The 25,100-nt window shown below is 70.1% G+C and carries 19 protein-coding genes; 8 read left to right on the forward strand and 11 right to left on the reverse strand.

Features of this window, described 5'->3' with window-relative positions:
• Positions 1–52: 52 nt before the first annotated feature.
• Positions 53–1,807, forward strand: coding sequence for an HD domain-containing phosphohydrolase (locus tag V3W47_RS15070; RefSeq protein WP_331826039.1), 1,755 nt, complete (start codon positions 53–55; stop codon positions 1,805–1,807).
• Position 1,808: 1 nt separating this feature from the next.
• On the opposite strand, the gene V3W47_RS15075 is transcribed toward V3W47_RS15070, so the two are convergent.
• Both V3W47_RS15075 and V3W47_RS15080 read right to left on the reverse strand, forming a co-directional pair.
• Positions 1,809–2,732, reverse strand: a complete 924-nt coding sequence (locus V3W47_RS15075) for an ABC transporter substrate-binding protein (protein ID WP_331826040.1) — start codon at positions 2,730–2,732, stop codon at positions 1,809–1,811.
• Positions 2,729–3,640, reverse strand: coding sequence for an ABC transporter substrate-binding protein (locus V3W47_RS15080; RefSeq protein ID WP_331826041.1), 912 nt, complete (start codon positions 3,638–3,640; stop codon positions 2,729–2,731). The genes V3W47_RS15075 and V3W47_RS15080 overlap by 4 nt, the downstream gene beginning before the upstream one ends.
• A 497-nt stretch (positions 3,641–4,137) precedes the next feature.
• On the opposite strand from V3W47_RS15080, the gene V3W47_RS15085 reads away from it, so the two are divergent.
• Both V3W47_RS15085 and V3W47_RS15090 read left to right on the forward strand, forming a co-directional pair.
• The gene (locus V3W47_RS15085; protein WP_331826042.1) at positions 4,138–5,055 is read left to right on the forward strand and encodes an SDR family oxidoreductase; all 918 of its coding nucleotides are present in this window, start codon (positions 4,138–4,140) and stop codon (positions 5,053–5,055) included.
• 131 nt (positions 5,056–5,186) lie between these two features.
• A complete protein-coding gene (locus V3W47_RS15090; protein WP_331826043.1) occupies positions 5,187–6,098 on the forward strand; it encodes an SDR family NAD(P)-dependent oxidoreductase in 912 nt (303 codons plus the stop codon).
• 69 nt (positions 6,099–6,167) lie between these two features.
• Here V3W47_RS15090 and V3W47_RS15095 read toward each other — a convergent pair whose 3' ends face one another.
• From V3W47_RS15095 to V3W47_RS15115, 5 genes are all read right to left on the reverse strand, one after another.
• Positions 6,168–6,767 carry a hypothetical protein gene (locus V3W47_RS15095; protein WP_331826044.1) on the reverse strand — a complete coding sequence of 200 codons (600 nt, stop codon included), beginning with the start codon at positions 6,765–6,767 and terminating at the stop codon, positions 6,168–6,170.
• Positions 6,768–6,977: 210 nt separating this feature from the next.
• A complete protein-coding gene (locus V3W47_RS15100) occupies positions 6,978–7,664 on the reverse strand; it encodes a phenylalanine--tRNA ligase beta subunit-related protein (RefSeq protein ID WP_331826045.1) in 687 nt (228 codons plus the stop codon).
• A 19-nt stretch (positions 7,665–7,683) separates the two neighbouring features.
• The gene (locus V3W47_RS15105; protein ID WP_331826046.1) at positions 7,684–8,583 is read right to left on the reverse strand and encodes a DMT family transporter; all 900 of its coding nucleotides are present in this window, start codon (positions 8,581–8,583) and stop codon (positions 7,684–7,686) included.
• A gap of 33 nt (positions 8,584–8,616) precedes the next feature.
• Positions 8,617–9,474: an AraC family transcriptional regulator gene (locus tag V3W47_RS15110; protein WP_331826047.1), complete on the reverse strand. Its 858-nt coding sequence runs from the start codon at positions 9,472–9,474 to the stop codon at positions 8,617–8,619.
• Between the two features lie 239 nt (positions 9,475–9,713).
• Positions 9,714–10,802 (reverse strand): LacI family DNA-binding transcriptional regulator, encoded by a 1,089-nt coding sequence (locus V3W47_RS15115; RefSeq protein ID WP_331826048.1) that lies wholly within the window; start codon positions 10,800–10,802, stop codon positions 9,714–9,716.
• A 362-nt stretch (positions 10,803–11,164) separates the two neighbouring features.
• Here V3W47_RS15115 and V3W47_RS15120 point away from each other — a divergent pair, with 362 nt between their 5' ends.
• Together V3W47_RS15120 and V3W47_RS15125 are read left to right on the forward strand one after the other, a co-directional pair.
• Positions 11,165–13,213, forward strand: coding sequence for a beta-galactosidase (locus tag V3W47_RS15120; RefSeq protein WP_331826049.1), 2,049 nt, complete (start codon positions 11,165–11,167; stop codon positions 13,211–13,213).
• A gap of 70 nt (positions 13,214–13,283) precedes the next feature.
• A complete protein-coding gene (locus V3W47_RS15125; RefSeq protein WP_331826050.1) occupies positions 13,284–14,468 on the forward strand; it encodes a sugar ABC transporter substrate-binding protein in 1,185 nt (394 codons plus the stop codon).
• A gap of 381 nt (positions 14,469–14,849) precedes the next feature.
• Here V3W47_RS15125 and V3W47_RS15130 read toward each other — a convergent pair whose 3' ends face one another.
• From V3W47_RS15130 to V3W47_RS15140, 3 genes are all read right to left on the reverse strand, one after another.
• Complete coding sequence (locus V3W47_RS15130) at positions 14,850–15,593, reverse strand: siderophore-interacting protein (protein WP_331826051.1); 744 nt, start codon at positions 15,591–15,593, stop codon at positions 14,850–14,852.
• A 360-nt stretch (positions 15,594–15,953) separates the two neighbouring features.
• The gene (locus V3W47_RS15135; RefSeq protein ID WP_331826052.1) at positions 15,954–16,733 is read right to left on the reverse strand and encodes a siderophore-interacting protein; all 780 of its coding nucleotides are present in this window, start codon (positions 16,731–16,733) and stop codon (positions 15,954–15,956) included.
• A gap of 407 nt (positions 16,734–17,140) precedes the next feature.
• Positions 17,141–18,322, reverse strand: coding sequence for a 4-hydroxybenzoate 3-monooxygenase (locus V3W47_RS15140; protein ID WP_331826053.1), 1,182 nt, complete (start codon positions 18,320–18,322; stop codon positions 17,141–17,143).
• Between the two features lie 176 nt (positions 18,323–18,498).
• On the opposite strand from V3W47_RS15140, the gene V3W47_RS15145 reads away from it, so the two are divergent.
• Positions 18,499–19,371, forward strand: coding sequence for an IclR family transcriptional regulator (locus V3W47_RS15145; protein ID WP_331826054.1), 873 nt, complete (start codon positions 18,499–18,501; stop codon positions 19,369–19,371).
• A 350-nt stretch (positions 19,372–19,721) separates the two neighbouring features.
• Here the strand turns inward: V3W47_RS15145 and V3W47_RS15150 are convergent, their stop codons facing one another.
• Positions 19,722–20,486 carry an IclR family transcriptional regulator gene (locus tag V3W47_RS15150; protein WP_331826055.1) on the reverse strand — a complete coding sequence of 255 codons (765 nt, stop codon included), beginning with the start codon at positions 20,484–20,486 and terminating at the stop codon, positions 19,722–19,724.
• 260 nt (positions 20,487–20,746) lie between these two features.
• Here V3W47_RS15150 and V3W47_RS15155 point away from each other — a divergent pair, with 260 nt between their 5' ends.
• Positions 20,747–22,057, forward strand: coding sequence for an MFS transporter (locus V3W47_RS15155; protein WP_331826056.1), 1,311 nt, complete (start codon positions 20,747–20,749; stop codon positions 22,055–22,057).
• Positions 22,058–22,173: 116 nt separating this feature from the next.
• Entirely contained in the window at positions 22,174–25,068 is a 2,895-nt protein-coding gene (locus V3W47_RS15160; protein WP_331826057.1) for a family 78 glycoside hydrolase catalytic domain, read from the forward strand.
• The last annotated feature ends 32 nt before the right edge of the window (positions 25,069–25,100 follow it).

The raw sequence follows: 25,100 nt of genomic DNA on the forward strand, positions 1-25,100 counted from the left end.
ATGAGTCAGGCGTCGGGGGCGGAGGAACGCTCCGGCAGCCGAGCCAGGCCCCATGCGAGAACTGCGACGAATCGACACCTCCCCCTCCTCCATCCAGACCGCCGAGGCCGAACGGCTGACGGCCTTGCTGGAGGAGGCCCGTGCCGCCCGCGCGAACGAGGCGAGGCGGGGCGGGCCGCTCATGGAGGAGGCGTTGCCGCTCGCCCGCGCCCTCGGCGACAGCGTGACCCTGGCCGAGGTGCTGTTCCTGCTGGGCCTGGGACGGTACGTGACGGGTGACTTCCTGGGGGCCTTCGGGCCGCTGGAGGAGGCCCTGACGCTGTTTACCAGGGTGGGGGACGTGGGAGGTGAGGCCGATACCCTGATGAACCTGGGGGGCGTCCTCGGCGGCCTGGGGGACCACGCCCAGGCCCTGGAGTCCCTTCTGCGGGCGCGCGACCGCTACGCCGCCCTGGGACACGCCATGCAGGAGGCGAAGACGGCCCAGCACATCGCCGTCGTCCATGCCAACCGGGGGGAGTTCGGGGCGGCCCTTCCGCTCCACGAGTTCGCCCTGGCCCGTCACCGCGAGGCGGGCCATGAGCGCGGAATGGGGTACGGGCTGTCGTATGTCGGTGCCACCCGCGTCGAACTCGCCGTGCGGGCCGGGGCCAGGGGCGACGCTGCGCGCGCGCGTGCCGAGCTGGAAGCGGCCCTCCCCCTGCTGGAGGAGGCCGTCGTGATCGGGACGCGGCTGGCGAATCTGCGTCAGGTCGCGTTCGCCGCCACCGCCGCCTCACAGGCCGAGTTCGAGTTGGGCCGGATGGAGGCCGCCGAGGGGTGGTTCTCGCGGGCCGTGGCGGCGGCGCGGGGCGGCGAGGACCGCGCCACCGAGGCCTACGCCCGGATGGAAGCCGCCCGGCAGCGGCGGGAGCGGGGGGACGTGGCGGGCGCTCTGGGAGAACTCACGGCGGCCCAGCTCCTTCTGGACGCGGCGGGTGCCCGTCACGAGACGGTCATGGTGCTGCGCGACCTCGTGGACCTGCACGAGCTGGCTGGCGATACCACGTCCGCGCTGGCGGCCCTGCGGCAGCTTCACACCCTCGAACTCGCCCTGCGTGACGAGTCGGCGGAGGCCCGCTGGCACCTCGCCCGCGCCCGCTACGACGTGGAACTCCACCGCCTGCGCTCTCAGGAATTGGAGGAGCTGGTGCAGGAGCGCACCCAGCAACTGGAGGCCAGCCACTTCGCCCTTCTGGAGCGCCTCGCCGTCGTCGCCGAGTTCCGGGACGCCGAGACCGCCGACCACACCCGCCGCGTCGGCACCCTCGCCGCCCTCCTCGCCGGGCATCTGGGAGTGCCGCAGGAAGAGGTCCGGATGCTGCGCCTCGCCGCCCGTCTCCACGACATCGGCAAGATCGCCGTCCCCGACGACATCCTGCTCAAACCCGGTCGCCTGACCCCCGACGAGTGGACCCTGATCCAGACGCATACGACGGTGGGGGCACAGATGCTCGGGGGGCGGGACTCGCCGTTATTGGCGATGGCGGAGGAAATTGCGTGGACACACCATGAACGGTGGGACGGGGAGGGGTATCCACGGGGGTTGGGCGGCGAGGACATCCCGCTCGTCGGTCGGCTGGTGGCGGTGGCGGACGTGTACGACGCGTTGAGCAGTGTCCGGCCCTACAAGGCAGCGTGGCCTTTAGCGGAAGTGGTCGGAGAGATCGAGCGGGGGGTGGGAACGCGCTTCGATCCCCGCGTGGTGGGGGCGTTTCTCGACCTGATCGGGACGGGGCGCTGGCCGCCGGGCGAGGGCGGTTCCTGACCTACCGGAGCAATCTGGCGAGCGCCTCGATGCGCCGCAGGTCCGTGATCGGGCCGCTGGACGGCTCCTGCGGGTCGAGGAGATAGGTCACGACGGGCACCCCCGCGCGGGCGAGCAGGGCGTCGGTGGCGTTCCGGGGCAGGGGCTGGCCGTTCACCTTGAGACGCAGCAGCACGGTGCGGTCGGCCTTCAGGGTGGTCAGGGCCTCGGGCGAGAGAACCTTGAACACGAGGTCAGGCGTCATCCCGGCGGGCACGACGAGCTTCAACCCGAGACTTCCCAGCGTCCGCGAGAAGCTGAACTTCTCTCCCAGCGCCACGACGCTCTGCGGATCGAACATGTACAGCAGGGCAGTATTCGGCCCCGCCGCTGTCACGGGCGCGATCTGGGCCTTGAGGGTCGCCACGCGGGCGTCGTAGGTCGCCAGGTAGCGCCGCGCCTGGGCCGACTTGCCCAGCACCCGCCCCACCTCGGTCAATGCCCGCCGCCAGCCCGACGCCCCCGCGTCGTAGTCGAAGGCGAGCGTCGGGGCCAGCCGCGCGAGTTGCGGGTACAGCGTGTTGCTGCCGTCGTCCCCGGCGCTCATCAGGATCAGGTCGGGCCTCAACGCCGCGATGGTCTCCAGGCTGGGCTGGTCGTGCGTGCCGACGAAGACGGGCTGGCCGAGACTGCGCGCGGCGGGCGCGGTCAGGGCCGTGAGGGGCCGCCCCGGCGTCGCCCCCTGTACCCGCGTGCTGCCGAAACCCACGGGCCTCACGCCGAGGACCGCGAGCAATTCCGCCGTCTCCTCCTGAATGACCACGACACGTTGCGGCACCCGCGTCAGCGTCGTGCTGCCCAGGTCGTGCCGCACGGTGAGGGGAAAGGCCTGCGCCGAGGCCGCCGAGACGGAGAGGGCGGCGATCAGGGGAAGAAGGCGTTTCACTTGACGAGCACCCGTTCCAGATCGTCCAGCACGCGGCCCGCCGCCAGAATACCGGTCCCGGTCATCCAGTGGTCGTCGGAGACGGGGTAGGCGCGCCCCGCCCGCACCGCGCCGAGCCTCGCCCACAGGGGACTCCCGGTGAAGGTGGTCAGGGTGGTGGCCTCCGCCGGTCCCCAGGTCGTGTAGAACAGCGCCTGGGCGTCCATCTGCGGAATCGCCTCCGGGCCGACGATTGCCGCGAAATCGTTCACGCGCTGCGGGCCGGGGCGCGCGAGGCCCGCCTCGTCCAGAATGGTGCCGATGAAGCTCGCCCGGTGCATGATGCGCGTCTGGCCGGGCAGGAAGCGCACGACCGAGACGGTGGTGTTCGCAGGCACGGCGCGGCCCAGCGCGCGGGCGCGGGCGCGGAAGCCGTTCAGGAGGCGCTGCGCGTCCGCCTTCTTGCCCAGCGCCTCGCCCCACAGCAGCAGGTTCTCGCGCCACGTCGCCCCCACCGTGTCACTCATCACCGTGGGCGCGATACGGCTGAGTGCCGCGTAGACGGTTCCATGCCGCACCTTGCTGCTCAGGATGAGGTCGGGCCTCAGCGCCAGAATCCGCTCCAGGCTCGGCTCGGTGATCGTGCCCACGCTGACGATGCCGCGCGTGCGGTCGCCGAGGTAGTCCACAAAGGTCTCGTCCCCCGGAAACTTGCTCGCCGCGCCCACGGGCCTGATTCCCAGCGCAATCGCCGTGTCCAGCGGCCCCGCGTCCAGCACGACCACGCGCACGGGTTTGCGCGGCACGCAACTCTGCCCCAGCGCGTGCGTGACGAGGCGGCCCGCACACGCCTGGGGAGAGGTGGACTGAGCGGAGGCGGGGGAAACGAGGAGGGCGGCGAGCAGGGCCAGCTTGTTCACAGGACGCATGGGAACTCCAGGGGGAGGTGAGGGCGGCTTAATTCCGACTTTTTGACTCAGGATTCGAAGCTATGCCGCCCGACGGTCCCTGTCAAGCGTGAGGGCTGCCCGGACTCTTGTGACGCTTGATGTGAATTGCAGACCGGGCAGTGGAGGTGTTGTTGCCGTCTGGCAGAAGGACGAGCGGTGCTCGTCACCCCTCTCCCCAGCCCTCTGCTTCGCAGCTCTACGAGTCACCCGCAGGGGGAGAGGGAGCGGAAAGCACATCCGGTACGCTTATTTCTTAATTTACGTCGGGCGTTTGTGGGGGAGGAGCATACGTTTCAGAAGATGGGCGGCTCTTCACCTCCTTCGGGTTTCAGGGTCCAAACGCCGCAAATGCGCTTCACGGCCACCTCACGCCGGGGGATGGGGAGAACTTCACACTTGGAAGCTGTGTGGGGCGTCCACGCCCACATCCCGGCGGCCAAACTCCGACACAACGTTCCCACTCCAGAGGTGTCCGTATGAGCGAAGATCAGAGCCAGTCCGGCAAGAGCCAGTACACGATGCAGAACCCCGTCACCCAGTACCCGCAGCCGCCCTTTCCGCAGCAGCCACAGGGGGCACCCGGCACCGTCCACGAGATGCAGCCGAAGCCCGACCACGGCGAGACCACCTACCGGGGGTCGGGGCGGCTCGCGGGGCGCAAGGCGCTGATCACGGGCGGGGATTCGGGCATCGGGCGCGCGGTCGCCATCGCCTACGCGCGGGAGGGGGCCGACGTGGCGATCAATTACCTCCCCGACGAGGAGGAGGACGCCCGCGAGGTGATCCGGCTGATCGAGGCGGCGGGGCGCAAGGCCGTGGCCCTTCCCGGCGACATCACGCAGGAGGCGTTCTGCCTTCAGCTCGTTCAGGACGCCGTGGCGCAACTCGGCGGCCTCGACATCCTCGTGAACAACGCGGGCAAGCAGACGGCGGAGAAGTCGCTGGACGAGATCACCACCGAGCAGTTCGACCAGACCTTCAAGACCAACGTGTACGCGCTGTTCTGGATCACGAAGGCGGCGCTGCCGCACCTGCCTCCTGGCGCGGCCATCATCAACTCCACGTCGGTCGAGGCGTACCAGCCCTCGCCGCTGCTGTTCGACTACGCGCAGACGAAGGCGGCGATCATGGCGGCCACCCACTCGCTCGCCAAGCAGCTCGCGGAGAAGGGCATCCGGGTCAACGGCGTCGCGCCGGGGCCGGTGTGGACGCCCCTCCAGCCGACGGGCGGACAGCCGCAGGAGAAGATCGAGCAGTTCGGCGGGCAGACGCCGCTGGGTCGCCCCGGCCAGCCCGCCGAACTCGCGCCGGTCTACGTCTTCCTCGCCTCGCAGGAAGCGAGCTACGTCACGGGCGAGGTCTACGGCGTGGCCGGGGGCATGGGGCGGACGTAAGCCAGGGGAGGGGCGAAGGCAGAAGGCGGACCGCCATTGTTCGCCTTCTGCTTTCTGCCTCCTTCGCAGGAAAGCTAGAGCGGTAAGAACTCCTCTCAACCACACCCCGGAAACGGGCACAGGAGACGGACATGACGAACACTTCTATGACGGGCGGGCAGGGCATGACCTACGGGCGGCTGGCGGGCAAGGTCGCCATCGTGACGGGCGCGGGCACGGGCATCGGCGAGGCGGTGGCGCACAAGTTCGCCCGCGAGGGGGCGAAGGTGGTCGTCGCGGGGCTGGACAGCGACCCGGTGGACGACGTGGTGCGCGCGATTGTGCAGCAGGGCGGACAGGCCGTCTCCTACAAGGGGGACCTCTCGGAGGACGCGAGCGCCGAGGCGTGCGTGCAACTCGCGGTGAGTACCTACGGCCAGCTCGATGTCCTCGTGAACAACGCGGGCGTCTTCCTCGCCACCGCCGAGACGGACAAGTACCCGGTGGACGTGTTCGACGCGACGGTCCGCAACAACGTCCGCACGCCCTTCCTGATGACCAAACACGCGCTGCCCTACCTCCAGAAGACGCGGGGCAACATCGTGGCGACCGGCTCGGAGGCGGGCTTCAACGGCGAGGCGCAGAATTCCCCCTACGGCGGCACGAAGGGCTTCGTCCACGCCTTCATCATGGGCGTGGCGGTCGAGCAGGCCAAGTACGGCGTGCGCGCCAACTGCGTCTGCCCCGGCGCGATTGACACCGCCTGGACCCACAAGGAGACCGGGCCGATGGACGCCAAGCTGGAGAAGACGCTCGTGGAGGCCGCGCCGATGGGCCGCCGGGGCACGCCCGAGGAGATGGCGAACGTCTTCGCGTTCCTCGCGTCCGACGAGGCGAGCTACGTCACCGGGGCGCTGTGGCTCGCCGACGGCGGCGTGACGCCCGCGAAGGGCAGCATGGGCGGTGAGGTGCCCCGCGAGCTGCGCCAGGAGCCGGGAGGCCAGCTCATGCTGGGGCACAGCCTCGACGGTCTGAAGAACAAGGAGACCGAGACGATCAAGTGAGGCGGGAGGGGGAACCGTCAGCGATCAGCCCTCAGCTTTCAGCGAAAACACGGGGAGCTTGGCTCTGACTCAGGTTTCGGAATAGCTCGTCCGGTATGGGCGGCCCCGCCGATACATCCCCCACGGCGAAGGGGGTTCAGGGTGGGTTCGAGGTGGGGCCTCCGGGGAAGGGGTGTGGCGTCTCCCCTGGCGACTGGAAGCTGGCGACTGGCGACCGCACGACCTCAGTTCTCCAACTGCGCGCATCTGCTCGCGGAACTGGACGGAGAGGAAGCGCAGGCCGTCCACGCTCCTGAGCAGCACGGCGCGGAAGCTGTCGGCGTCGGGCAGGTAGGCATTGACGCTGGCGCTCACGTTGTCGTCGAAGACCGTGACGCGCCCGATGCGGACGCTGTGTTGCGCGAGCATGGCCGCCTCCAGCGCCCGCGTGCGCTCCGCCGCGTCCTCCAGCGGCCAGAAGTACGGCAACACGACCGCCAGCGCCGTGGGGTCGTTCGTGCCCGTCACGACGATATACGTGCTGCCCTCGTACTTGAAGTACACGTCGCCGTCCTCGTCCAGCCGGGGCCGGAAGCCTTCCTCGGCGAGGTAGTCGAGGACCGCTGCGGCGTAGGCGGTGGGCACGGGGTCGGCGGCAGGGAGGGTCGGCACCGGGTCGAGGTCGCTCATGGCCCCGGTTTAACACGGACCCGGCATGTCAGTGGGCGCGGATGACGGGCGACGGGTGGGGTCCTCCCCCGACGGATGGATACGGGGTTGCTCTGATTCCAGAACATCCGGGAAAGCGCCGGATGCTCTTCCATCGCCGTCATCCCGTATCTTTCGCTTCTCGCTCCGCTCGGTTGATTCCAGGGAATCAACGCAATTTGGTATGAGCCTCTACCCGCTCGCCGTGTAGACCTCCAGCCCCTCCACCTCCGCCTCCGGCGCGAAGAGGCGGACGTTCTCGCGGATGGCGTCCAGTTGCCGCCGCACCGCCTCCTCCGGGACGCCGGGCGGGGCGTAGGTCACGTACAGGGCGCGGCGGGTCGCCGGGGTGACGGGCGTTCTCGCGTCCTGCCCGGTGAGAATGGTGCAGATCACGCCCACGGCGTCGGCCATCATCATGTCGCCCGGCCTCAGCGTGCAGACCCTGCCGTTCATGCCCATGAACGCCTCGTCACCCCGCGTCACGTCCACGACGAGGGGCGGCCTCAGCGTGTCGGCGTCGTGGCTCGCCGTGAGGATCAGGGTGTCCAGCTCGGCGGCGAAACTCGCGTCCACAAGCGGAGTCACGTCGGGCAGCGCCTTGCCCTTGTGCACCACGGACTCCAGTTGAAGTTGGACGTGGTAGGTCTGGTCGAACTTCCTGTAGTAGGTCCGGTAGGCCCGTAGCACGTCCACCCCCAGCAGTTCGGCGCGGGAGAGGGGGCCGAAGCGGTCGCGCAACCGGGCCTCCACCTCGCGCTTGCGGGCATCGAGGGGCGTGGGACGGCGGGTGTTGTCCACCCCACCGAGGAGCAGGGTGCCGACGTGCCCTCCGGGGAAGGTGGCGTGCCAGCGGTCGGTCGTGGTGAGGAGGGGCATGGGTTGACTCCTTGCGGGATTACGGGCGGGCGAGGACGAAGGTCGCGCACAGGACGCAGCCCAGGCCGAGGGCGTGCCACACGGTGAGCGGCTCGCCGAGGACGAGGGCGGAGAGGGCCACCGCACTCACGGGGAGCCAGCCCGTCGAGACCGCCGCCGTGCCCGCGCTCACCCGCCGCACCCCGGCGAACCACAGGAGGTAGGCGAGGACGGTCGCACCCAGGGCGTAGACGAGGATCGCCAGCCCGTCGGCGGGGCGCAGGCCACGGGGGTCGAAGGCGGGCACCTCCGGGAGGGCGAGCGGCACGAACATCAGCAGGGCGAGCAGCGTGACGAGGGTGGTCGCCGTCAGGGGACTGACCCGCGCGGAGGTGAGTTTGCTCAGCACGTTCCACGCCGCCTCCCCCGCCACCGCGCCGAGGACGAGCAGGTTGCCGAGGAGGGGGTGAGGCCCCGCGCCAGCAGATGACCCCGGCACGGTGAGGACGAGGACGCCCAGTCCCGTGAGGAGAACGCCCATCCACCCACGCGCGCCGGGCCGCTCCCGCAGCACCGCCCATGCGAGGAGCGCCGTCACGGCGGGCACGGTGCTCGTCAGGATGCCCGCCGAGGCCGCCGAGGTGAGGGGCAGCCCATAGAACAGGAACACCCGGAACAGCACGACGCCGCATAGCGCCTGCAACAGCAACGGTCGCCACGCCCCCGGCGGCACGCGCACGCCGCCCTCCCGCCACAGGCAAAGGGCGAGCAGCACGGCGGTAGCGGGCAGCAGGACGAGGACGTTCGCCAGGAAGGGGGGGATGCTCCCCGAGATGATCTTCGTGAGGACGACCGAACTGCCCGCGAGGAGCATGGCGAGCGCGAGTTGCCCACGTGCGAGGAGGGAACCCTGGGCCGGGACGGGGGGCGAGGCCTGCATGGGAGGACGCTAGGGCCGCGCCGCACCTCCGGTCTAGAACGTTCCTGACGCCCCCCGGCGGTAGGCGTGCGGCGTGACCCCGTACGTCCGCCGGAAGTGCCGCCCGAGGTGGCTCTGGTCGGCGAAGCCCGCGCGCAGGGCCGCCTCGGCGGGTGTGTTCCCTTCCCGCAGGAAGCGTTTGGCGTGCCGCAGCCGCACCTGCACCTGATAGGCGTGCGGCGGCAGCCCGTAGGCCCGGCGAAAGGCCCGCAGCAGCGTGAAGGCGTTCAGCCCCGCGAGGGCGGCGAGGTCGTCCAGCGTGACGTTGCGCGCGGGGTCGTCCTCCAGGTAGGCGCGCACCCGTGCCAGGACGCCGGACTCCCGACCGGGGACGGGCAGCGCGGGCGGGCGGGCCGCATGACGAAGGACCAACTGCGTGAGCGCCTCCCGCATCAGCGACTCGCGGGCGAGGCTGGACGCGCGCTCCTCAAAGGCCCGGTGCGCCGTGACGAGGGCTTGCAGGAGGGGCGGGTCGTGGATCAGGACGGGGAGGCGGGGCGGGGAGGCCGTGCCCGCCTTCGCTCCGGGGTCCGCGAAGGCACCGCGCATGGCCTCCACCGGCGGGTAGAGGTTGCGGTACGTCCAGCCCTGCGCGTCCTCCGCGTGGCCCGTGTGCGCCTCGTCCGGGTGGATCAGGCCGATCCATCCGGGGCGCAGCGTGTGGGTCGCTCCCCGGCACGCGAAGGTCATCGCCCCCTGCCCCAGCAGCCCGATGCTGTACGTCTCGTGCGTGTGCCGCGCGAAGGCGTGGGTGGTGAAGCTGCCGTGGAGCAGGTCCAGCCCGCCGAGTTCCGCCGCCCGCCAACTGCGGACGGGAACGGGGGGAATCGCTGGAGGAGGCAGGGGGGACATGGGGTGGCCTCAGCATGGCATGGGGCCGGGCCGTCCGTCGGAGGGAATCGGGGATACGGAAGGCCAGTCTCGCCCCAGCCGACGCTCAGCTCTGGTCCTTCGACGGAGCGGCGCGCGGGACGGGAGAACTCCCCGCGAACCTTGCGGAAGGCAGAGAGCAGAAGGCCAACAACGAGGGCGTTGTGCCTTTGACCTTCTGCCCTCCCCAACACCCACGTTCGCAGGAGGTCTTTTCGGAATCAACCCTCGCCCGACCCCTCCCCCAGGTGGCGTTGCAGGAGGTGAAGGGCTTCTTGCAACCGCAGGCGCTCGCCCACGCGGGGCGGGGCCGTGCTGGCCCTCACGACCAGCTCGGGCCGGGTCAGGGTCGTGTGCGGCTCCTCCTGCCCGTCCAACAAGGCCCCCAGGTGCCCGAAGGCCCGCCGTCCGAGGGTCGGGAAGTCCTGCCGAACGGTGGTGAGGGGCGGAATCAGGAGCGCGCTCTCCGCCGTGTCGTCGTAGCCGATCACCGACACGTCGCCCGGCACGCTCAGGCCCCGCTCCCACAGCGCCCGCAACACGCCCACCGCCATCTGATCGTTGCCGACGAGCAGGCCCGTGAAGCTCAGCCCCGAGGCCAGGAGCGCCACCGCCGCCCGGTAGCCGCTCGCCGGACTCCAGTCCCCCTCCTGCCCCGCCACCAGGGTGAGGCCGTGTTCGGCCAGCACGTCCCGCCAGCCCTGCATCCGGGAGTGTTCGGCCACCGCGTCCTGGGGAGCATGGACGCAGGCGATCCGCGTATGTCCCAGCTCCACCAGATGCCGGGCGGCCAGCGCCGCGCCGTGGTACTGGTCCAGCAACGCCGCGTTCACCGCCGAGCCGGGCGGAACGTCCATGAAGACGCAGGGCACGTCCGCGAACCGCCGGGCGACCTCGGCGGCGTCCGCACGGCTCAGGGACGCGTTGATGAGCACCCCGTCCACCTGGCGTTCCTTGAGGGCGCGCACCGCCTGGGTAACGCCGCCCAGCCCGTACCCCGGCACGATGGAGACGATCAGGCTGAAGCCCGCCTCCCGCGCCGCGCCCTCGATAGCCGAGGTGAGCTGTGAGGGGGCGTGCAGGGAGATGTCGTTCGTGGCGAACCCGATGGACTGACTGCGCTGCCGGGCCAGCCCCTGCGCCAGACGGTTGGGCACGTAGTTGAGCTGCCCCACCGCCTCCATCACCCGGAGGCGGGTTCGGGCGGCCACCGGCCCCTGGTTGTTGACGACCCGCGAGACCGTCTGCTGCGAGACGCCCGCCAGTTCCGCCACATCCGCCAACGTCGCCGCCTTGCCTCCGGTCTTCACCCCCACCTCCGCTTAGGTGTTAAGGTTAACACAGAGTCACTTAAGCAGCGAGGAAATCCCGTTGGCGTCTCGAACCCATGCCTCAAGGACGGATGCCTCATAAGCGACTGGAGATCAGACCTCATAACATCAACTGCCTGGAGCGATGTTTTTACAGGTGAACTTCGGCGACGGCAAAGGCCCGACGCGGTGGGGCGATGAAAAGTGATACGCCACGCAAGTGTTAGCCTTAACACCTCCTAATATAGCGCCATCAATCCGAGCATCCGGGAGGCCGACCGGTCTTCCCCAGCACAGCACCGACGCTGTGATCCCACCCTGCGGCGCATCCCCGTGTGCCGGAGATGTTGTCAGAGGTAGCCATGACCCCATCCCATCCCCCCCACCCCTCCCACCTCGAACTCGGCGTGTGCGACTACCCGGAGCACGTGCCGCAGGACCGCTGGCAGACCTACGCCGAGGCTCAGAAGGCGCTGGGACTGCGTTTCGTCCGCATCGCCGAGTTCGCGTGGAGCCGCATGGAACCCCGCCCCGGCGAGTACGACTGGGCGTGGCTGGACGAGGCCACCCGGACCTACGCGGCGGCGGGCCTGGAGGTGGTGCTCTGCACGCCCACCGCCGCGCCGCCCGCGTGGCTGATCGAGCGTCACCCGGAGATTTTGCCGGTCGGGCGGGACGGGCGGGTGAAGACCTTCGGCTCCCGGCGGCACTACGACCCCTCCAGCCCGGTCTTCCGTGAGCATTCCCGCCGCATCACGCGGGCGATGGCGGAGCGGTACGGCCAGCACCCCGCCGTCGTCGGCTGGCAGACCGACAACGAGTTCGGCTGGGGCGACACCGCCCAGAGCTACAGCCCGGCGGCCCTCTCCGCTTTCCGGCGCTGGCTCGAAGCGCGGTACGGCACGACGCAGGCGCTGAACGAGGCGTGGGGCAACGTCTTCTGGAGCATGGAGTACGGGACCTGGGACCAGATTCCCCTCCCGAACGGGGCGGTGGCCGAGGTCAACCCCTCCCACGCCCTCGACTTCCTGCGGTTCTCCAGTGACCAGATCGCCACCTTTCAGGAGGAACAGGTCGCCATCCTGCGGGAGTGCTCGCCGGGACGCTTCGTCACCCACAACTACATGGGCTTTTTCGGCGGCTTCGACCACTACCGCGTGAGCGAGTGCCTGGACTTCGCCAGTTGGGACAGCTACCCGACCGGCACGCTGGAGGCCGTCAGGGAGTGGAAGCTCGCGGACCCACGGCTGGCCCTCGACTTCGCCCGGACGGGACACCCGGACGTGACGGGCTTCAACCACGACCTGTACCGGGGGATGGTCGGGAGGTCCGTGGGAGGTGGTCAGTGCTCAGTGGAGAAAGATAGAACCCACTCACCACTGACCACTGACCACTCACCGGGCTTCTGGGTGATGGAGCAGCAGTGCGGGCAGGTCAACTGGGCACCCTCCAACCCGCTGCCCGCGCGGGGGGCCGTGGAACTGTGGACGGCGCAGGCGTGGGCGCACGGGGCCGATGTGGTGAGCTACTTCCGCTGGCGGGCCGCCACGATGGCCCAGGAGGTCCTGCACTCCGGCCTCCTGCGGCATGGTGGGCGACCCGACCGGGGCTACGAGGAGGTGGCGGCGCTCGACACGGCGCGGTTCCCGAACGGCGAGGTGCCCGCGCGGGTCGCCCTGCTGCACGACTACGAGAGCCTGTGGGTGTACAACATGCAGCCCCACGCTGAGGGGATGAATTACTGGGCGCAAACCTTCGCCTACTACCGCGTCCTGCGCTCGGTCGGGCTGGACGTGGACATCCTCCACCCCGACCGGGACCTGGGCGGCTACGCGGTGATCGTCGCCCCGGCCCTGACACTGATGACCCCGGAGCGTGCCCGGCATCTGGAGGCCGCCGCCCGACACAGCCACCTCATTTTCGGGCCGCGCACCGCCTTCCGCACCGGGTCCGGGCGCACGCCCGAGGAGGGGCAGTTCGGCGAGCTGAGCGGACTGGTCGGGGCCTCGCTCCTGCGCTACGACAGCCTGTGCGCGGGGATGGGCCAGGAGGTCGTGGCGGGGGGAGTGTCCCATCTCGCCCGGCACTGGGCGGAGAGCTATGAGCCGGACGGGGCGCACACCCTCTCCCGCTACCGGGGCGGCCCGCTGGACGGCGAGAGCGCCGTGATTCGCCACGGGAACGTCACGGTGATCGGTGCCCACAGCGAGACCCTGATCGCCGAGGTGCTGGAGGAGGTGCTGAGCGGGGCGGGAGTCCAGCCCACGCGGCTTCCCGAGGGCGTTCGCCTCTCGCGGCGCGGTGAGGTCACGCTGCTTCAGAACTGGAACAGTCACGCCGTCACCTGGCAGGGGCAGGAGCTGGGGCCGGTCAGCGCCCACCCGCTCCGACGTTCGGAGGTGCCCGCATGAAGAACGGCCTGAGTCAGACCCCATTCAGCCAGCAACCGGAGCATTCCGGGGTTCCAATCAAGGAGAGACCATGAAAAAGATGCTCGTTCTGCTGTCCCTGGCCCTGGCGACCCCAGCCAGCGCCGCTACCCTCACCGTCTGGAGCCACTTCACGGACGCCGCTGAGGTCTCCTGGCTGCGCGCCCAGGCCGACGCCTACACCAAGTCCACGGGGAATAAGGTCACGATTGTCAGCCTGCCGCTCGACCAGATTCCCGATAAGCTGATTCAGGCCGCACCGAAGGGCCAGGGGCCGGACATGGTGGTGACGCTGCCGCAGGACCGCCTGGGCCAACTGTCGTCGGCGGGCGTGGTGGAACCGATGGACCGCTACGTCGTGAGCAAGACGGACCTCGACCGCACGGCGGTTCAGGCCATGACCTACAAGGGCAAGCTCTTCGGGCTGCCCATGTTCGCGGAATCCGTGGCGCTGATCTACAACAAGAAGCTGGTGCCGAGGGCACCGACCACCTGGAACGAGTTTCTGGGTGCGGCGCAGAAGAACACCGGGAACGGCAGGTTCGGCTTCCTGGTCGATCTGACCAACGCCTACGCCAACTACGGCTTTTTCAGCGCCTACGGCTCGTACATCTTCAAGAACAACGGCGGCACCCTGAACGTCTCGGACGTGGGCATCGCCAACGCTGGGGCCGCCAGGGCTTTGGCCCTGATGAACGACCTGCGCTTCAAGTACGGGCTGATTCCCGAGGGCGTGTCCGCCGACGCGGCCAAGAGTGCGTTCGTGGACGGTCGCCTGGCGATGGTCGTGACCGGGCCGTGGGACATGGGCGACATCAGGAAGGCGGGCATCGACTACGGCATCACCACCATCCCGACGCCCCCCGGCGCGACCGGCAGGTGGAGTCCCTTCGTGGGCGTGCAGGGCGTGGTGATCAACGCCTACTCCAGGAACAAGGCGGCGGCGGCGCAATTTGCGCGGGCGCTGGCGACCAGCCCGGCGCAGCTTGCCTTCAATCAGGCGGGCGGGCGCATCCCCGTCAGCCTGGCCGCGCGCACCCGCCTGAAGGCCGATCCGGTGGTCACGGGCTTCAGCCGGGCCATCTCCGCCGGGACGCCGATGCCGAACGTGCCGGAGATGGGCGCGGTCTGGGGACCCTGGGGCAGCGCCGTCGCCCAGAGTGTGCAGAAGGCCAGCCCGAACTACGCGACGATCCTCGCGGCGGCCCTCAAGGAGATCAAGGGCAACATCAAGTAACGGGCGAGGAGTACAGGAACCGCAGGAACAAGGTCAGCCGCGCGAGGAATCCACCTCCGGCACGGCTGACCCTCTGTTCGGGGTGAGGGAGGAGCGGCCCCACCAGAAGTCCCGAAGCTCGCCGAAGTGGGGCCTTTCCCCCGCGCGGACGTGAAGTCGGACAACGCCAGCCTTGAGACGAGGTTTCCTGCCAACGTCGCAGAGGGCGGAGGGCCAACAGCACCGGCCACGCCGCCCTCTGCCTCGTGCTCCCCGACGCTCACATTCACGGGAGGTCCGGGGCAGGGCGCACAGGTGTGGTCACGCCGAGCGTCAGCGAAGCCTCTCTGGTCGCGGGGACCCTTCGCCGCGCTCAGGGTGACGACCTGGATGAGCTTTGCCCTACTGCCCCTCGTTCACCCGCCAGTAGCCGACGACCCGCACGTCGGCCCCCGGATGGTCGGCGCGCAGGATGTTCCGCAGCGTCCTGGCACCGCTCACCTCCAGCGCACCCCAGACGGCGGCGGGGGCAGTCTCCAGGGTGTCCAGCACCGCGCGCAGCGAGGCACCGCTCTCGCCCACGCGGGGCAACCAACTGACGTATGCACCGGGGGGCAGGTGAACGTCGTCCAGGTACCGTTGCTCGGCGGCGTCCCCAACCTCCAGCAGCACGCGCACCGGGAACTCCTCGGCCCAGCCCTCCAGCAGCGCCGCAATCGTGGGGAGCGCCGTCTCGTCGCCCAGCAGCAGGGCGGGGCCAGCCGTGAAGTCCGGCAGGCCCTCCTGACGCCCGCCCCGCGCCGTCACGCGGTCCCCGGCCCGCAGGCCCTCGGCCCAACGGCTGCCCAGGGTGCCGTCGTGGCAGTACACGTCGATCTCGGCGGTTCCCGCGTTCGGGTGGACGCGGCGCAGGGTGTAGGGCCGCCCGTGCTCCTGGCCGGGCACGTCGAAGCGGCAGGCGTAGCCGGGACGCCAGTCGAGGCTGCCCTCGCCGGACACGTCCACCGTCAGGCGGCGGAAGTGGCGGGTCAGCACTCGGGCGTCCACCACGGTCCAGTGGGCGACGCGGACCTCGGGCCTGATGCCCAGGCGGTTCATCGCCTCGCCCACGGTGGCGCGGATGGCCGTGGCGGCGGGGCCGGTCACGCTGAACGGGATGAAGTGGCGGGTATCAAATTACTATGGTTTAAAGGAGAGTCTTTCTGGGAAGCAGCGCCAGGCACCGAGTCTCGGTCTGCCTCCGGCGGTCTCCCCCTCCCTGAATTGGAGGAATCCCGTCCAGGCGGCTCCATCTCTCCGTCCTGCTCGGCTCCATTCTCCCGCGCTGCTCCGACGATCAGCGCCTCGGGAGCGCCGCCTCCCGGCGTCCAATGCCCGAAGGGACGCACAGGCCCCTGCGAACGTCGGAGAAGCAGGCAGAAGGCCGACAGCGCGTGCCGGGTGCCATCTGCCTTTGACCTTCTGCCTTCTGCGACCTCCACAGAAAGCCTCAGGAGTGAACCGCGCTCAGCCTTTGGGTTCCTCGTGGCCGGGGACGCCGCGCTTCCAGTACCCGGCCACGCGCACCCACTCGCGGTTCAGCCCGCGCTCCTCCAGCAGATGCTGGCGGATACGCCCCGCCGCCGCGCTCTCGCACCCCACCCAGACGAACACGTCGCCCCCCGGCAACCTGACCTCCCGGAGCGCACGCTCCAGCAGGTCCGTGGTGCCCGGCGCGGCTCCCGACCGGTGCAGCCAGGTGATCCGGGCGTCGGCCTGCGTGCTCAGCGGCACCTCGCCCTCGGGGCCGTCCACCTCCAGAAATACCAGGGCGCGTGCTCCCGGCGGCAGCTCCTCCAGGCGGCGGCTGACGGCGGGTTGCGCCGCCTCGTCCCCGGCGAGCAGGTAGGCGTCGAAGTCGTAGGTCACGACCGTGGAGCCGCGCGGCCCGCCCAGCAGGAGGGGGTCGCCGGGCCGGGCGTGGGCCGCCCAGGTGCTCCCAGGGCCGTCGCCGTGCAGCGCGAACTCGATGTCGAGTTCCCCCGCGCCGGGGTCGAAGCGGCGGGGCGTGTAGTCGCGCCGGGCGAGGACGGCCCCCTCCTCCCCGGCGAGCAGGGCCTCAGCCGTGGCACCGGGTGTTGGAAAGAACAGCTTGACGTGATCGTCGGCCCCCTCGCTGCGGAAGCCGTCCAGGTCCCCGGTCAGCGTCACGCGCCGCAGGTGGGGAGTGAGGTCGGTGACGCGCCGCACTTCGAGCAGGCGGCGACGAACGGGATGGGGGCCGTGGCGGGTCACTCTGGGGGTCATGGGTGTTCCTTTCGGAGAGGAGGGGGAGGAAGGTCAGGAGGCGGGTTCTAGGGGTTCCAGGGGTGGAAGTCGGCGCGGGAGTGGGGATCATCTCCTCACGCCTCGGCAGGGTCCTCCAAGCCACTCTCCCTCTCCGACGCTCGGCACCCCGGCCCGGCCACACGGTTCTCAGCCACCTCACGGGCGGCTCGCCGTGTGCTGTGCGGTGAGCTTTCACCTGTCGTTGCCTCGTGGAGAAGTTCGACCGACCTTCGCTCAAAGGTCACTCCCCTCCTTCGACCCAGGTTGAACGGGGGCTGCAAAGATTCTGTGAACACCGCCCCGACGAGGAGTCCCCTCATGTCCTCCTGGGCGGGACGCGCTCGGCCAATCCCAGGACCGGACGGGAACGGGTCGGTCCAAACGGGTCAGTCCAGCGGCAGGCCGACGTAATTCTCGGCGAGGGCGGTGGCGGCGGCCCGCGAATGCACCACGTAGTCGAGGTCCGCGAGGTGAATGCGGTCCTCGAAGGCCGACTCGTGCGGGTCCGTGTGCAGCATCGTCGTCATGGACCAGCTGAAGCGTTCGGCGCGCCAGATGCGGCGCAGGCACGTCTCGCTGTAGCGTTCGAGGAGGTCCCGGCGGCCCGTGCGGTAGAAACACTCCAGCCCCCGCGACAGGTACACCGCGTCCGCCACCGCGAGGTTCAGCCCCTTCGCCCCGGTCGGCGGGACGATGTGCGCCGCGTCCCCCGCGATGAAGAGCCGCCCGTGCTGCATGGGGTCGCACACAAAGGAGCGCATCCCGATCACACCCTTCTGGAAGATGCGGCCCTCGGTCAAGGTCCAGCCGTCTTCCGCCTCCAGCCGACGGTGCAGTTCGGACCAGATCAGCTCGTCGGGGTAGTCCGCCGGGTCGTCCTTTGGGCCGCACTGGATGTACAGGCGCTGAATCTCCGGCGACCGGGTGCTGAGCAGGGCGAAGCCGCGCTCGTGCCGGGCGTAGATCAGCTCGTGGTGCGAGGGCGGTGCCTCGACGAGGACGCCCAGCCAGCCGAAGGGGTAGAGCTTGCCGTACTCGGTGCGGCCCGCCAGGTGCGGACGGCTGGGGCCGTGGAAGCCGTCACATCCGGCGATGAAGTCGCAGCACACCTCAAAGACTCCGCCGTCCCCGTCCCGGTAGGTGAGGCGGGGCCGCTCCGTCTCCAGATCGTGCAGTTCCACGTCGCGGACACCGAAGCGGACATCTCCCCCATCCGCCAGCCTCGCGGCGATCAGGTCCTTGAGAACCTCGTGCTGGGGGTAGACGGTGACGCGCTTGCCGCCGGTCAGGTCCTCGAAGTCGAGGTGGTGGCTTCCGCCGCCGAAGCGCAGGGTGATACCCCGGTGGAAGTGCGCCTCCTGCCCCATCCGCCCGCCGAGGCCCAGCTCGTTCATCAGGTCCACGGTCCACTGCTCCAGCACGCCCGCCCGGATGGTGCCCTCGACCTCCTCACGCGAGCGGGTCTCCAGGATGACGCTCTCGATACCGTGGCGATGCAGCAGGTGGGCGAGAAACAGCCCGGCGGGTCCCGCCCCGACGATCCCGACCTGAGTACGTGTGGCTGACATGGGGTCTCCTTCCCCCGGCACGTCGGCGGGGCGCGGCGAACTTCGATTCAAGGGACAGGAACGTTAGACCGTTCGACAGTCAGACGGTTGGACCCTACTCGACTGATCCGCCCCAATCTGCGCGCTCCCGGCACGGCCCGCAAGCCTCCTATCCAGCTATCCTGGAAGCCGGACCCATGCCACGCGACCGGGGAGGAGCCACGATGCTCGGCACGTTCGAGAAGGCCCGGCGCGTGCTGGACCTGTACAGCCCGGAGCAGCCCGAGTGGGGGGTGAGCGAGGTCGCCCGGCATCTGGGAATGCCCACGTCGAGCGCCCACCTCCTGCTCGCCTCGCTGGCGCACCTGGGGCTGCTCCACCGCACGCTCGCCGGACGCTACCGGCTGGGGTTCAAGCTGCTCGCCCTGAGTCAGGTCCTGCTGGCGAACACGCCGTGGCGGGACGTGGCGCAGGCGCAGATGCGGCCCCTCACGGAGCGGTTCGGAGAGACGGTGCAGCTCGGCGTTCTCGACGGCGGGCAGTTCGTCACGGTCGCCTCGCTGGGTGGGAGGCGGGCGGACAGCCTCCCGCCGCCGGGGGTGGGAGCGGCCCTGCCCGCGCCCGCGAGTCCGGGGGGACGGGTGCTGCTGGCCTTCCGCCCCCCGGACGTGGTGGAGGCGGCGTTGCGGCAGCACGCGGACACTTCGACGGAGCCGGAGGTCCTCATGGCGGAACTCGCCCGCATCCGCTCGCAGGGCTACGCGCTGGAGGTGGGCGAGCACCACGCGGACCCGTGCTGGGTGGCCGCGCCGATTCGCAACCACAACGGGGAGGCCATCGCGGCGCTGGGCGTCGGCCTGCCCGTGGAGCGGTGCGCCGTGCGGGCGCGGGAGGTCAGGGAAGCGGTCACCTCGGCGGGGGAGCGGGCCTCGGCCCTGATCGGGTTCACTCCCCTGCTCACCGGCGAGGGGCGGTGGGTGTGGACCTCGGAGGCGGGCCGGGAGGAGCTGCGGTCCCTGCCCAGACGACGTGGCCGTTCGCGCCCCGACTCCACGGACGACCCGGCCTGAGCGTCCGCCCGTAGAGCAGTTGACACCAACATGGTCATGCTGAGCGTCAGCGAGGCATCTCGAAACGAAATGAACGAGGCCCTTCGCTTCGCTCAGGGTGACAACCGTTCTTCTGTCAACTGCTCTAAACGCCTGATGTGCCCTACAAAACCAGCGTCCCACCTGTGCTTTCTCCTCCCTCTCTCCTCGTGGGAGACCCGGAGAGCCGCGAAGCAGAGGGCCGGGGAGAGGGGTGACGAACAGCACTCGTCCTCTCGCCGGACGACGAACAAGCCTTCACTGCCCACTCCGCAGTTCACAGCAGGCGTCGTATGGGACGGGACCGCCCCTCTCCCCTCCCGCCCACACGCTCAGGACAGCGCCGCCGGGCCGTAGCCGATGCGGAGGGAAATGCGCTCGGTGACGCGAATGACCGCCGTGCGGTACGCGGCCTTGCGCTCGTGGAAGCGCCCGGCGGGGGCACCGAGGCTCAGGGAGGCCACCACCTCGCCGAGGTGATTGCGGATGGGGGCACCGACCGAGCACACGCCCCCCCGGAACTCCCCGATGTCGTAGGCGAAGCCCTGCGCCCGGACGCGCTCCAGCTCGGAGTCCAGCTCGTCGGGCGTGACGATGGTGTTCTCCGTGAAGCGGGCCATGCCCTGGTTGTGCAGGACCTGCCCCACCCGCTCGCCCGGCAGGGAGGCGAGCAGCACCTTGCCGTTCGAGCTGCAATGGGGCGGGATGAAGCTGCCCTCGACCTCCGAGGCGCGCAGGCAGCCGGGCCGGGTGCCCTCCAGCCGGGTGACGCAGACGAGGTGGCCACTGTCGAGCGCGGCGAGCTGCACGGTCTCGCCGCACTCCGCGACGAGGGCCGTCATCTCCCGCTCGGCGGCCTCGCGCCAGGGGGTCGTCCTGAGCAGGATGCGCCCCAGCGCGAGGGCCTTGAAGCCCAGGCGGTAGCGGCCCGCCGCCGTGCGCCGCAGCAGCCCGATCCCGGCGAGCGAGGCGAGCAGGTGGTGGGCGCTGGCCTTCGGAATCCCCAGCGCGGCGGCCACCCCCGTCGCGCCCCACTCCGGCTGATCGTCCGAGTACAGATCGAGCACCTGCCCGGCCTTCTCCAGCGTTCCCAGCATGGGGACCTCCTGCCTCTGCGGCGCGCGCCGTGGATTCGAGTTCGGTCCCAGTATATGAAACGAGGGGATTGTCAGGGGCCGGGCCGTGGCGCACAGTGGGGCCACACAACGAGTCGAACACAGGCCGTGCCCGGCGGGGGTTTCCCCGTCCGCGCACCAGCAGGCGGGACTGCCGGAACCAGGCGACTGACTTCCGACGCGGGGTTCTGCCACTTCTCCCCCGCTCGCCCACCGTGGCCGAGCAGAAAGGCAGGACCACCATGAGCGGAACCTCTGCCCCCCTCCCCCTTCCCCAGCGGCCCGCCACCCCCTTTGGCCGCCTCCTGAGCGGCATGGTGATCGGCCAGTTCGGGTACACGCTGGCGACGGTCATTCCGCTCGCGCTGCTGCTCACCTTCAAGTTCCTGGCGCTCGACCCGCAGCGGGTCACGGCGAACTTCAGCGCGGCGGTGGGCATCGGCTCGCTCGTCAGCCTCGTGAGCTACTTCGTCGGGGGGGCGATCAGCGACCGGACCGGCCTCGCCGTCGGTCGCCGCCGCCCGTGGATTCTGCTCGGCACGCTCGTCGGGGCCGCCGCGCTCGTCGCCCTGGGCGGGGCCACCACCGTCCCCGCCGTCATCCTCCTGTGGTGCGTGGCTCAGGTCGGGTACACCTTCGCCAGCGCCGCGTACTCCGCGCTCATCCCGGATCAGGTGCCGGAGTCCCGGCGCGGCACGGCCTCCGGATTGATCGGCATGTTCAACCCGCTGGCGATCATGCTCGGCTTCACGCTGATGACGGCGGTCAACAGCCTCTCGCTGGGAAGCAAGTTCAACATCCTCGCGCTCGTCTCGGTGGTCGGGGCGCTCGTCACCTGTCTGCTCGTCCGCGAACGTCAGCACCACTACGTCGCCCCCACGGCGCAGCGGTTGAGCTTCCCCGAGCGGCTCGCGCGCATCTACCCCGACCCCCGCCGTTACCCCGCCTTCTCGTGGGCGTTCGCCGTGCGCCTCCTCGCCGGGCTGGCCTTCGCCACGCAGACCTTCGGTGCCCTGTACCTGATCCAGCGCTTCGGCGTGCCCCAGGAGCGGGTCGCGGGCATGATGGCGCTCGTCACCCTGACCTCGACGGTGGGCCTCGCCGTGGCCTCGGTGCTGGGCGGAATGCTCTCGGACCGGACGCGCAAGCAGAAGCCCTTCGTGGCCGTCTCGGCGGTCATCCTCGCGCTCGGATTGCTGATTCAGGCGCTCGCCCCCGGCTTCCCGGTGTTCATGATCGGCGGCGCGATTCTGGGGGTCGGCTTCGGGGCCTTCCTCGCGGTGGACATCGCGCTGATCGCCCGCATCCTGCCGAACAGGGCGGACGCCGCGAAGGACTTCGGCATCATGAATATCGCCGGGGCGCTCCCCAACTCCATCGCGCCCGCCCTCGCCCCGGCGCTGATCGGCCTGGGAGGCTTCCCCCTCTTCTTCGGCGTGTTCGCCCTGTTCGGTCTTCTGAGCGCCGTGGCCGTCGCCCCCATCCCGGAGATGAGTCCGCTGCCCCAGTCTGCCGAGGGTCCCGCCCCGGTGCGACCTGACCTCGCCGTGTAGGTCCCGCTTCTCGCCGCACCCGTCAGGCTTCCCAGGCCTCGCGGGCGCGGCGGGAACGGTTCTTGACCGGGCCTGTCCTCCCCTGCCCCTGGCTGCCTCCCCGACAAGGAGTTCCCATGACGTTCCGTGCCTCAGCCCACCGCCAGCCCACCCCCGGAGGCGTGCCCGTGACGCCCACTCCCGCCGAGCCGCGTTGCGAATTCATGCGCGACCCCGTGGGCCTGGGCGAGCGTCAGCCCCGGCTGAGCTGGGTCTTGCAGAGCGACCGGCGGGGCGTGCGGCAGACCGCGTATGAAGTGCTCGTCGCCGGGGAGGAGGCCGATCTCACCCCCGACCGCGCGCTGTGGGGCACGGGCCGCGTCTCCTCCGAGGGGTCCGCGCACGTCCGGTATGACGGCCCACCCCTGGAATCGAGGCGGCGGTACTGCTGGAAGGTGCGGGTCTGGGACGAGGCGGGGACCGTGAGCGGCTGGAGCGAACCCGGCCTCTGGGAGATGGGCCTCCTGAACCCGGACGACTGGCAGGCCCGCTGGGTGGAACCCCGGCAGGAACCCGTCACCCCGGAGCCGCCCATCAACTTCTTCGCGGCGATGGGGATGGGGCCGCGCACGCCGGAGGAGACGCGGACGCTTCCGGGGAAGTTGCACCCCTGCCCGCGCCTGCGCCGGACCTTCGAGATTCCTGGTCCTGTCCGCAAAGCCCGGCTCTACGCCACCGCCCACGGCCTCTACACGCTGGACCTCAACGGGGAGCGGGTGGGCGACCGCGAACTGACCCCGGAGAACACGTCGTACCCGCAGTTCCTGATGGTGCAGACGTACGACGTGACGGGGCAAGTGCAGCTCGGCCAGAACGCGCTCGGAGTCACCCTGGCCGACGGCTGGTATGCCGGGCGAACCAGCGCCGCCGGGGACAGCCTGAACTTCGGCGACCGCCTCGGGGTGCTGTTCCAGCTAGAGATTGAGCTTGAGGACGGCGTGCGGCTCACCGTCGCCTCCGACGGGAACATACGTTCCTCCGTGGACGGCCCCCTCGTCTACAGCGACCTGTTCATCGGGGAGCGGTACGACGCCCGCCGGGAGATGCCGGGGTGGAGCACGCCCGCGTTCGACGACTCCGGGTGGTCCCCCGTCACGCTCGCGGAGTACGGATACGACAACCTCGTGATGCAATACGGGGAGGCGGTGCGCGCGGTCATGACGCTCCCCGCCCTTCAGGTGCTGACGACCCCCGCCGGGGAGACGGTGGTGGACTTCGGGCAGGTGATCGCGGGCCGGGTGCGGATGACGGTGCGGGGAGCGGCGGGAACGGAAGTCTTCCTGCAACACGCCGAGGTGCTGGACGAGCACGGCAACTTCTTCCAGAACATCACGTGGCGCAACAAGGACCAGACGGACGTGTACATCCTGCGGGGTGGGGACGAGGAGACGTACGAGCCGACCTTCACCTTCCACGGCTTCCGGTACGTGAGGGTGATCGGGTCTCCGGGCGCGGTTCGCGCGGAGGACTTCACGGCGGTCGTGCTCGCGTCCGACCTCCCGATGGCGGGCACGTTCGAGACGAGCGACCCGCGCCTCAACCGCCTCCAGGCCAACGTCGTGTGGAGCCAGCGGGGAAACTTCCTGAGCATCCCCACCGACTGCCCCCAGCGCGAGAGGACGGGCTGGACGGGCGACATTCAGGCGTTCGCGCCCACCGCCGTATTCAACATGGGGGTGAACGCCTTCCTGACGCGCTGGCTCCGCCTCGTTCAGCGGGAGCAACTGCCCGACGGGCAGATTCCCAACTTCGTGCCGACCACGCCGAGCATGGTGGACCCCTTCGGCGCGCCCTCCTCGGCGGGGTGGGGGGACGCGTGCATCATCGTTCCGTGGGTGCTGTATGGGGAGTACGCGGACGAGGGCGTGCTCGCGGAGAACTATCCCACCATGCAGCGGTGGGTGGCGTACATCGAACGGCAGGCGGCGGAGGGACTGCCGGAGAATAGTTCTGCCGAAGAACTCTCTCCTGCGGAACGGGAGCGACAGCGGTATCTGTGGAACACCGGCTTCCACTTCGGCGACTGGCTGATTCCCAGCATCCCCCACCCGGTGGAGGGGGCGATGGCGACCAGAGAACTCGTCGCCACCTGCTTCTACGCCTATTCGACGAACCTTCTGGCACAGGTCGCGGGGGTTCTGGGGAAGGTGGAGGACGCCGAGCGATACGCCGAACTGAACCGCCGGGTCCGTCAGGCGTTCGCCGGGGAGTACCTCTCGCCCGACGGGCGGCTGAGGGCACACTTTCAGGGCGTCTACGTCCTGGCGCTCCACCTCGGCCTGATCCCGGAGGAGCGCCGACCGCAGGTGCTCGGCCAACTGGTGGGGATGATCGAGGCGAACGGGGACCGGCTGGACACGGGCTTCGCGTCGGTGCCCTTCCTGCTCGACGTGCTGTGTGAGGGCGGTCGCCCGGACGTGGCCTCCCGGCTGCTGTTCCAGACGGAGTGCCCGTCGTGGCTGTACGAGGTGGAGCGCGGCGCGACGACGATCTGGGAGAACTGGCGGGCGATCACGCCGGAGGGGGAGGTCCAGCCCGTCTCGTACAACCATTACGCCTTCGGGTGCGTGGGCGACTGGATGTACCGTCACCTGGGCGGCCTGCGGCGGCTTACGCCAGGATACCGGCATTTCGCGGTGCGGCCCGACTTCGGCTGCGGGCTGACCTCCGTCCGCCTGAGCCACGACACCGTGTACGGTCCCGCCGCCGTCGCGTGGACGCGGGACGGGGACAGTCTCAAGGTGGAGGTCACGGTCCCCCCCGGCACCACGGCCACCGTCCACCTGCCCGGCCCGGTCGAGCATGTGGAGGTGGACGGACACCCCCTGAGTTCCGGCGCGGGAGTGTCCGGGATCGAGACGCGGGATGGGGAGGTTCGGGTAAATGTCGGCAGCGGCGTCTACACGTTCACCGCCGCGCTGCCCGACGGGCGGGAGATGTTCAGTCCCCGTGGGGTGGACCTGACGACGTAACTCACCCTCACCACGCTGCCACCCCCTCTCCC

It is taken from the genome of Deinococcus sp. YIM 134068 (assembly GCF_036543075.1).
In the GTDB taxonomy this organism is placed as follows: domain Bacteria; phylum Deinococcota; class Deinococci; order Deinococcales; family Deinococcaceae; genus Deinococcus; species Deinococcus lichenicola.

Bases quoted from the DNA above. Each gene is read 5' to 3' on its own strand.
- V3W47_RS15070 (WP_331826039.1), top strand. From the start codon at position 53: ATGCGAGAACTGCGACGAATCGACACCTCCCCCTCCTCCATCCAGACC.
- V3W47_RS15080 (WP_331826041.1), bottom strand. From the start codon at position 3,640: ATGCGTCCTGTGAACAAGCTGGCCCTGCTCGCCGCCCTCCTCGTTTCC.
- V3W47_RS15085 (WP_331826042.1), top strand. From the start codon at position 4,138: ATGAGCGAAGATCAGAGCCAGTCCGGCAAGAGCCAGTACACGATGCAG.
- V3W47_RS15090 (WP_331826043.1), top strand. From the start codon at position 5,187: ATGACGAACACTTCTATGACGGGCGGGCAGGGCATGACCTACGGGCGG.
- V3W47_RS15095 (WP_331826044.1), bottom strand. From the start codon at position 6,767: ATGAGCGACCTCGACCCGGTGCCGACCCTCCCTGCCGCCGACCCCGTG.
- V3W47_RS15100 (WP_331826045.1), bottom strand. From the start codon at position 7,664: ATGCCCCTCCTCACCACGACCGACCGCTGGCACGCCACCTTCCCCGGA.
- V3W47_RS15105 (WP_331826046.1), bottom strand. From the start codon at position 8,583: ATGCAGGCCTCGCCCCCCGTCCCGGCCCAGGGTTCCCTCCTCGCACGT.
- V3W47_RS15110 (WP_331826047.1), bottom strand. From the start codon at position 9,474: ATGTCCCCCCTGCCTCCTCCAGCGATTCCCCCCGTTCCCGTCCGCAGT.
- V3W47_RS15120 (WP_331826049.1), top strand. From the start codon at position 11,165: ATGACCCCATCCCATCCCCCCCACCCCTCCCACCTCGAACTCGGCGTG.
- V3W47_RS15125 (WP_331826050.1), top strand. From the start codon at position 13,284: ATGAAAAAGATGCTCGTTCTGCTGTCCCTGGCCCTGGCGACCCCAGCC.
- V3W47_RS15135 (WP_331826052.1), bottom strand. From the start codon at position 16,733: ATGACCCCCAGAGTGACCCGCCACGGCCCCCATCCCGTTCGTCGCCGC.
- V3W47_RS15140 (WP_331826053.1), bottom strand. From the start codon at position 18,322: ATGTCAGCCACACGTACTCAGGTCGGGATCGTCGGGGCGGGACCCGCC.
- V3W47_RS15145 (WP_331826054.1), top strand. From the start codon at position 18,499: ATGCCACGCGACCGGGGAGGAGCCACGATGCTCGGCACGTTCGAGAAG.
- V3W47_RS15150 (WP_331826055.1), bottom strand. From the start codon at position 20,486: ATGCTGGGAACGCTGGAGAAGGCCGGGCAGGTGCTCGATCTGTACTCG.
- V3W47_RS15155 (WP_331826056.1), top strand. From the start codon at position 20,747: ATGAGCGGAACCTCTGCCCCCCTCCCCCTTCCCCAGCGGCCCGCCACC.
- V3W47_RS15160 (WP_331826057.1), top strand. From the start codon at position 22,174: ATGACGTTCCGTGCCTCAGCCCACCGCCAGCCCACCCCCGGAGGCGTG.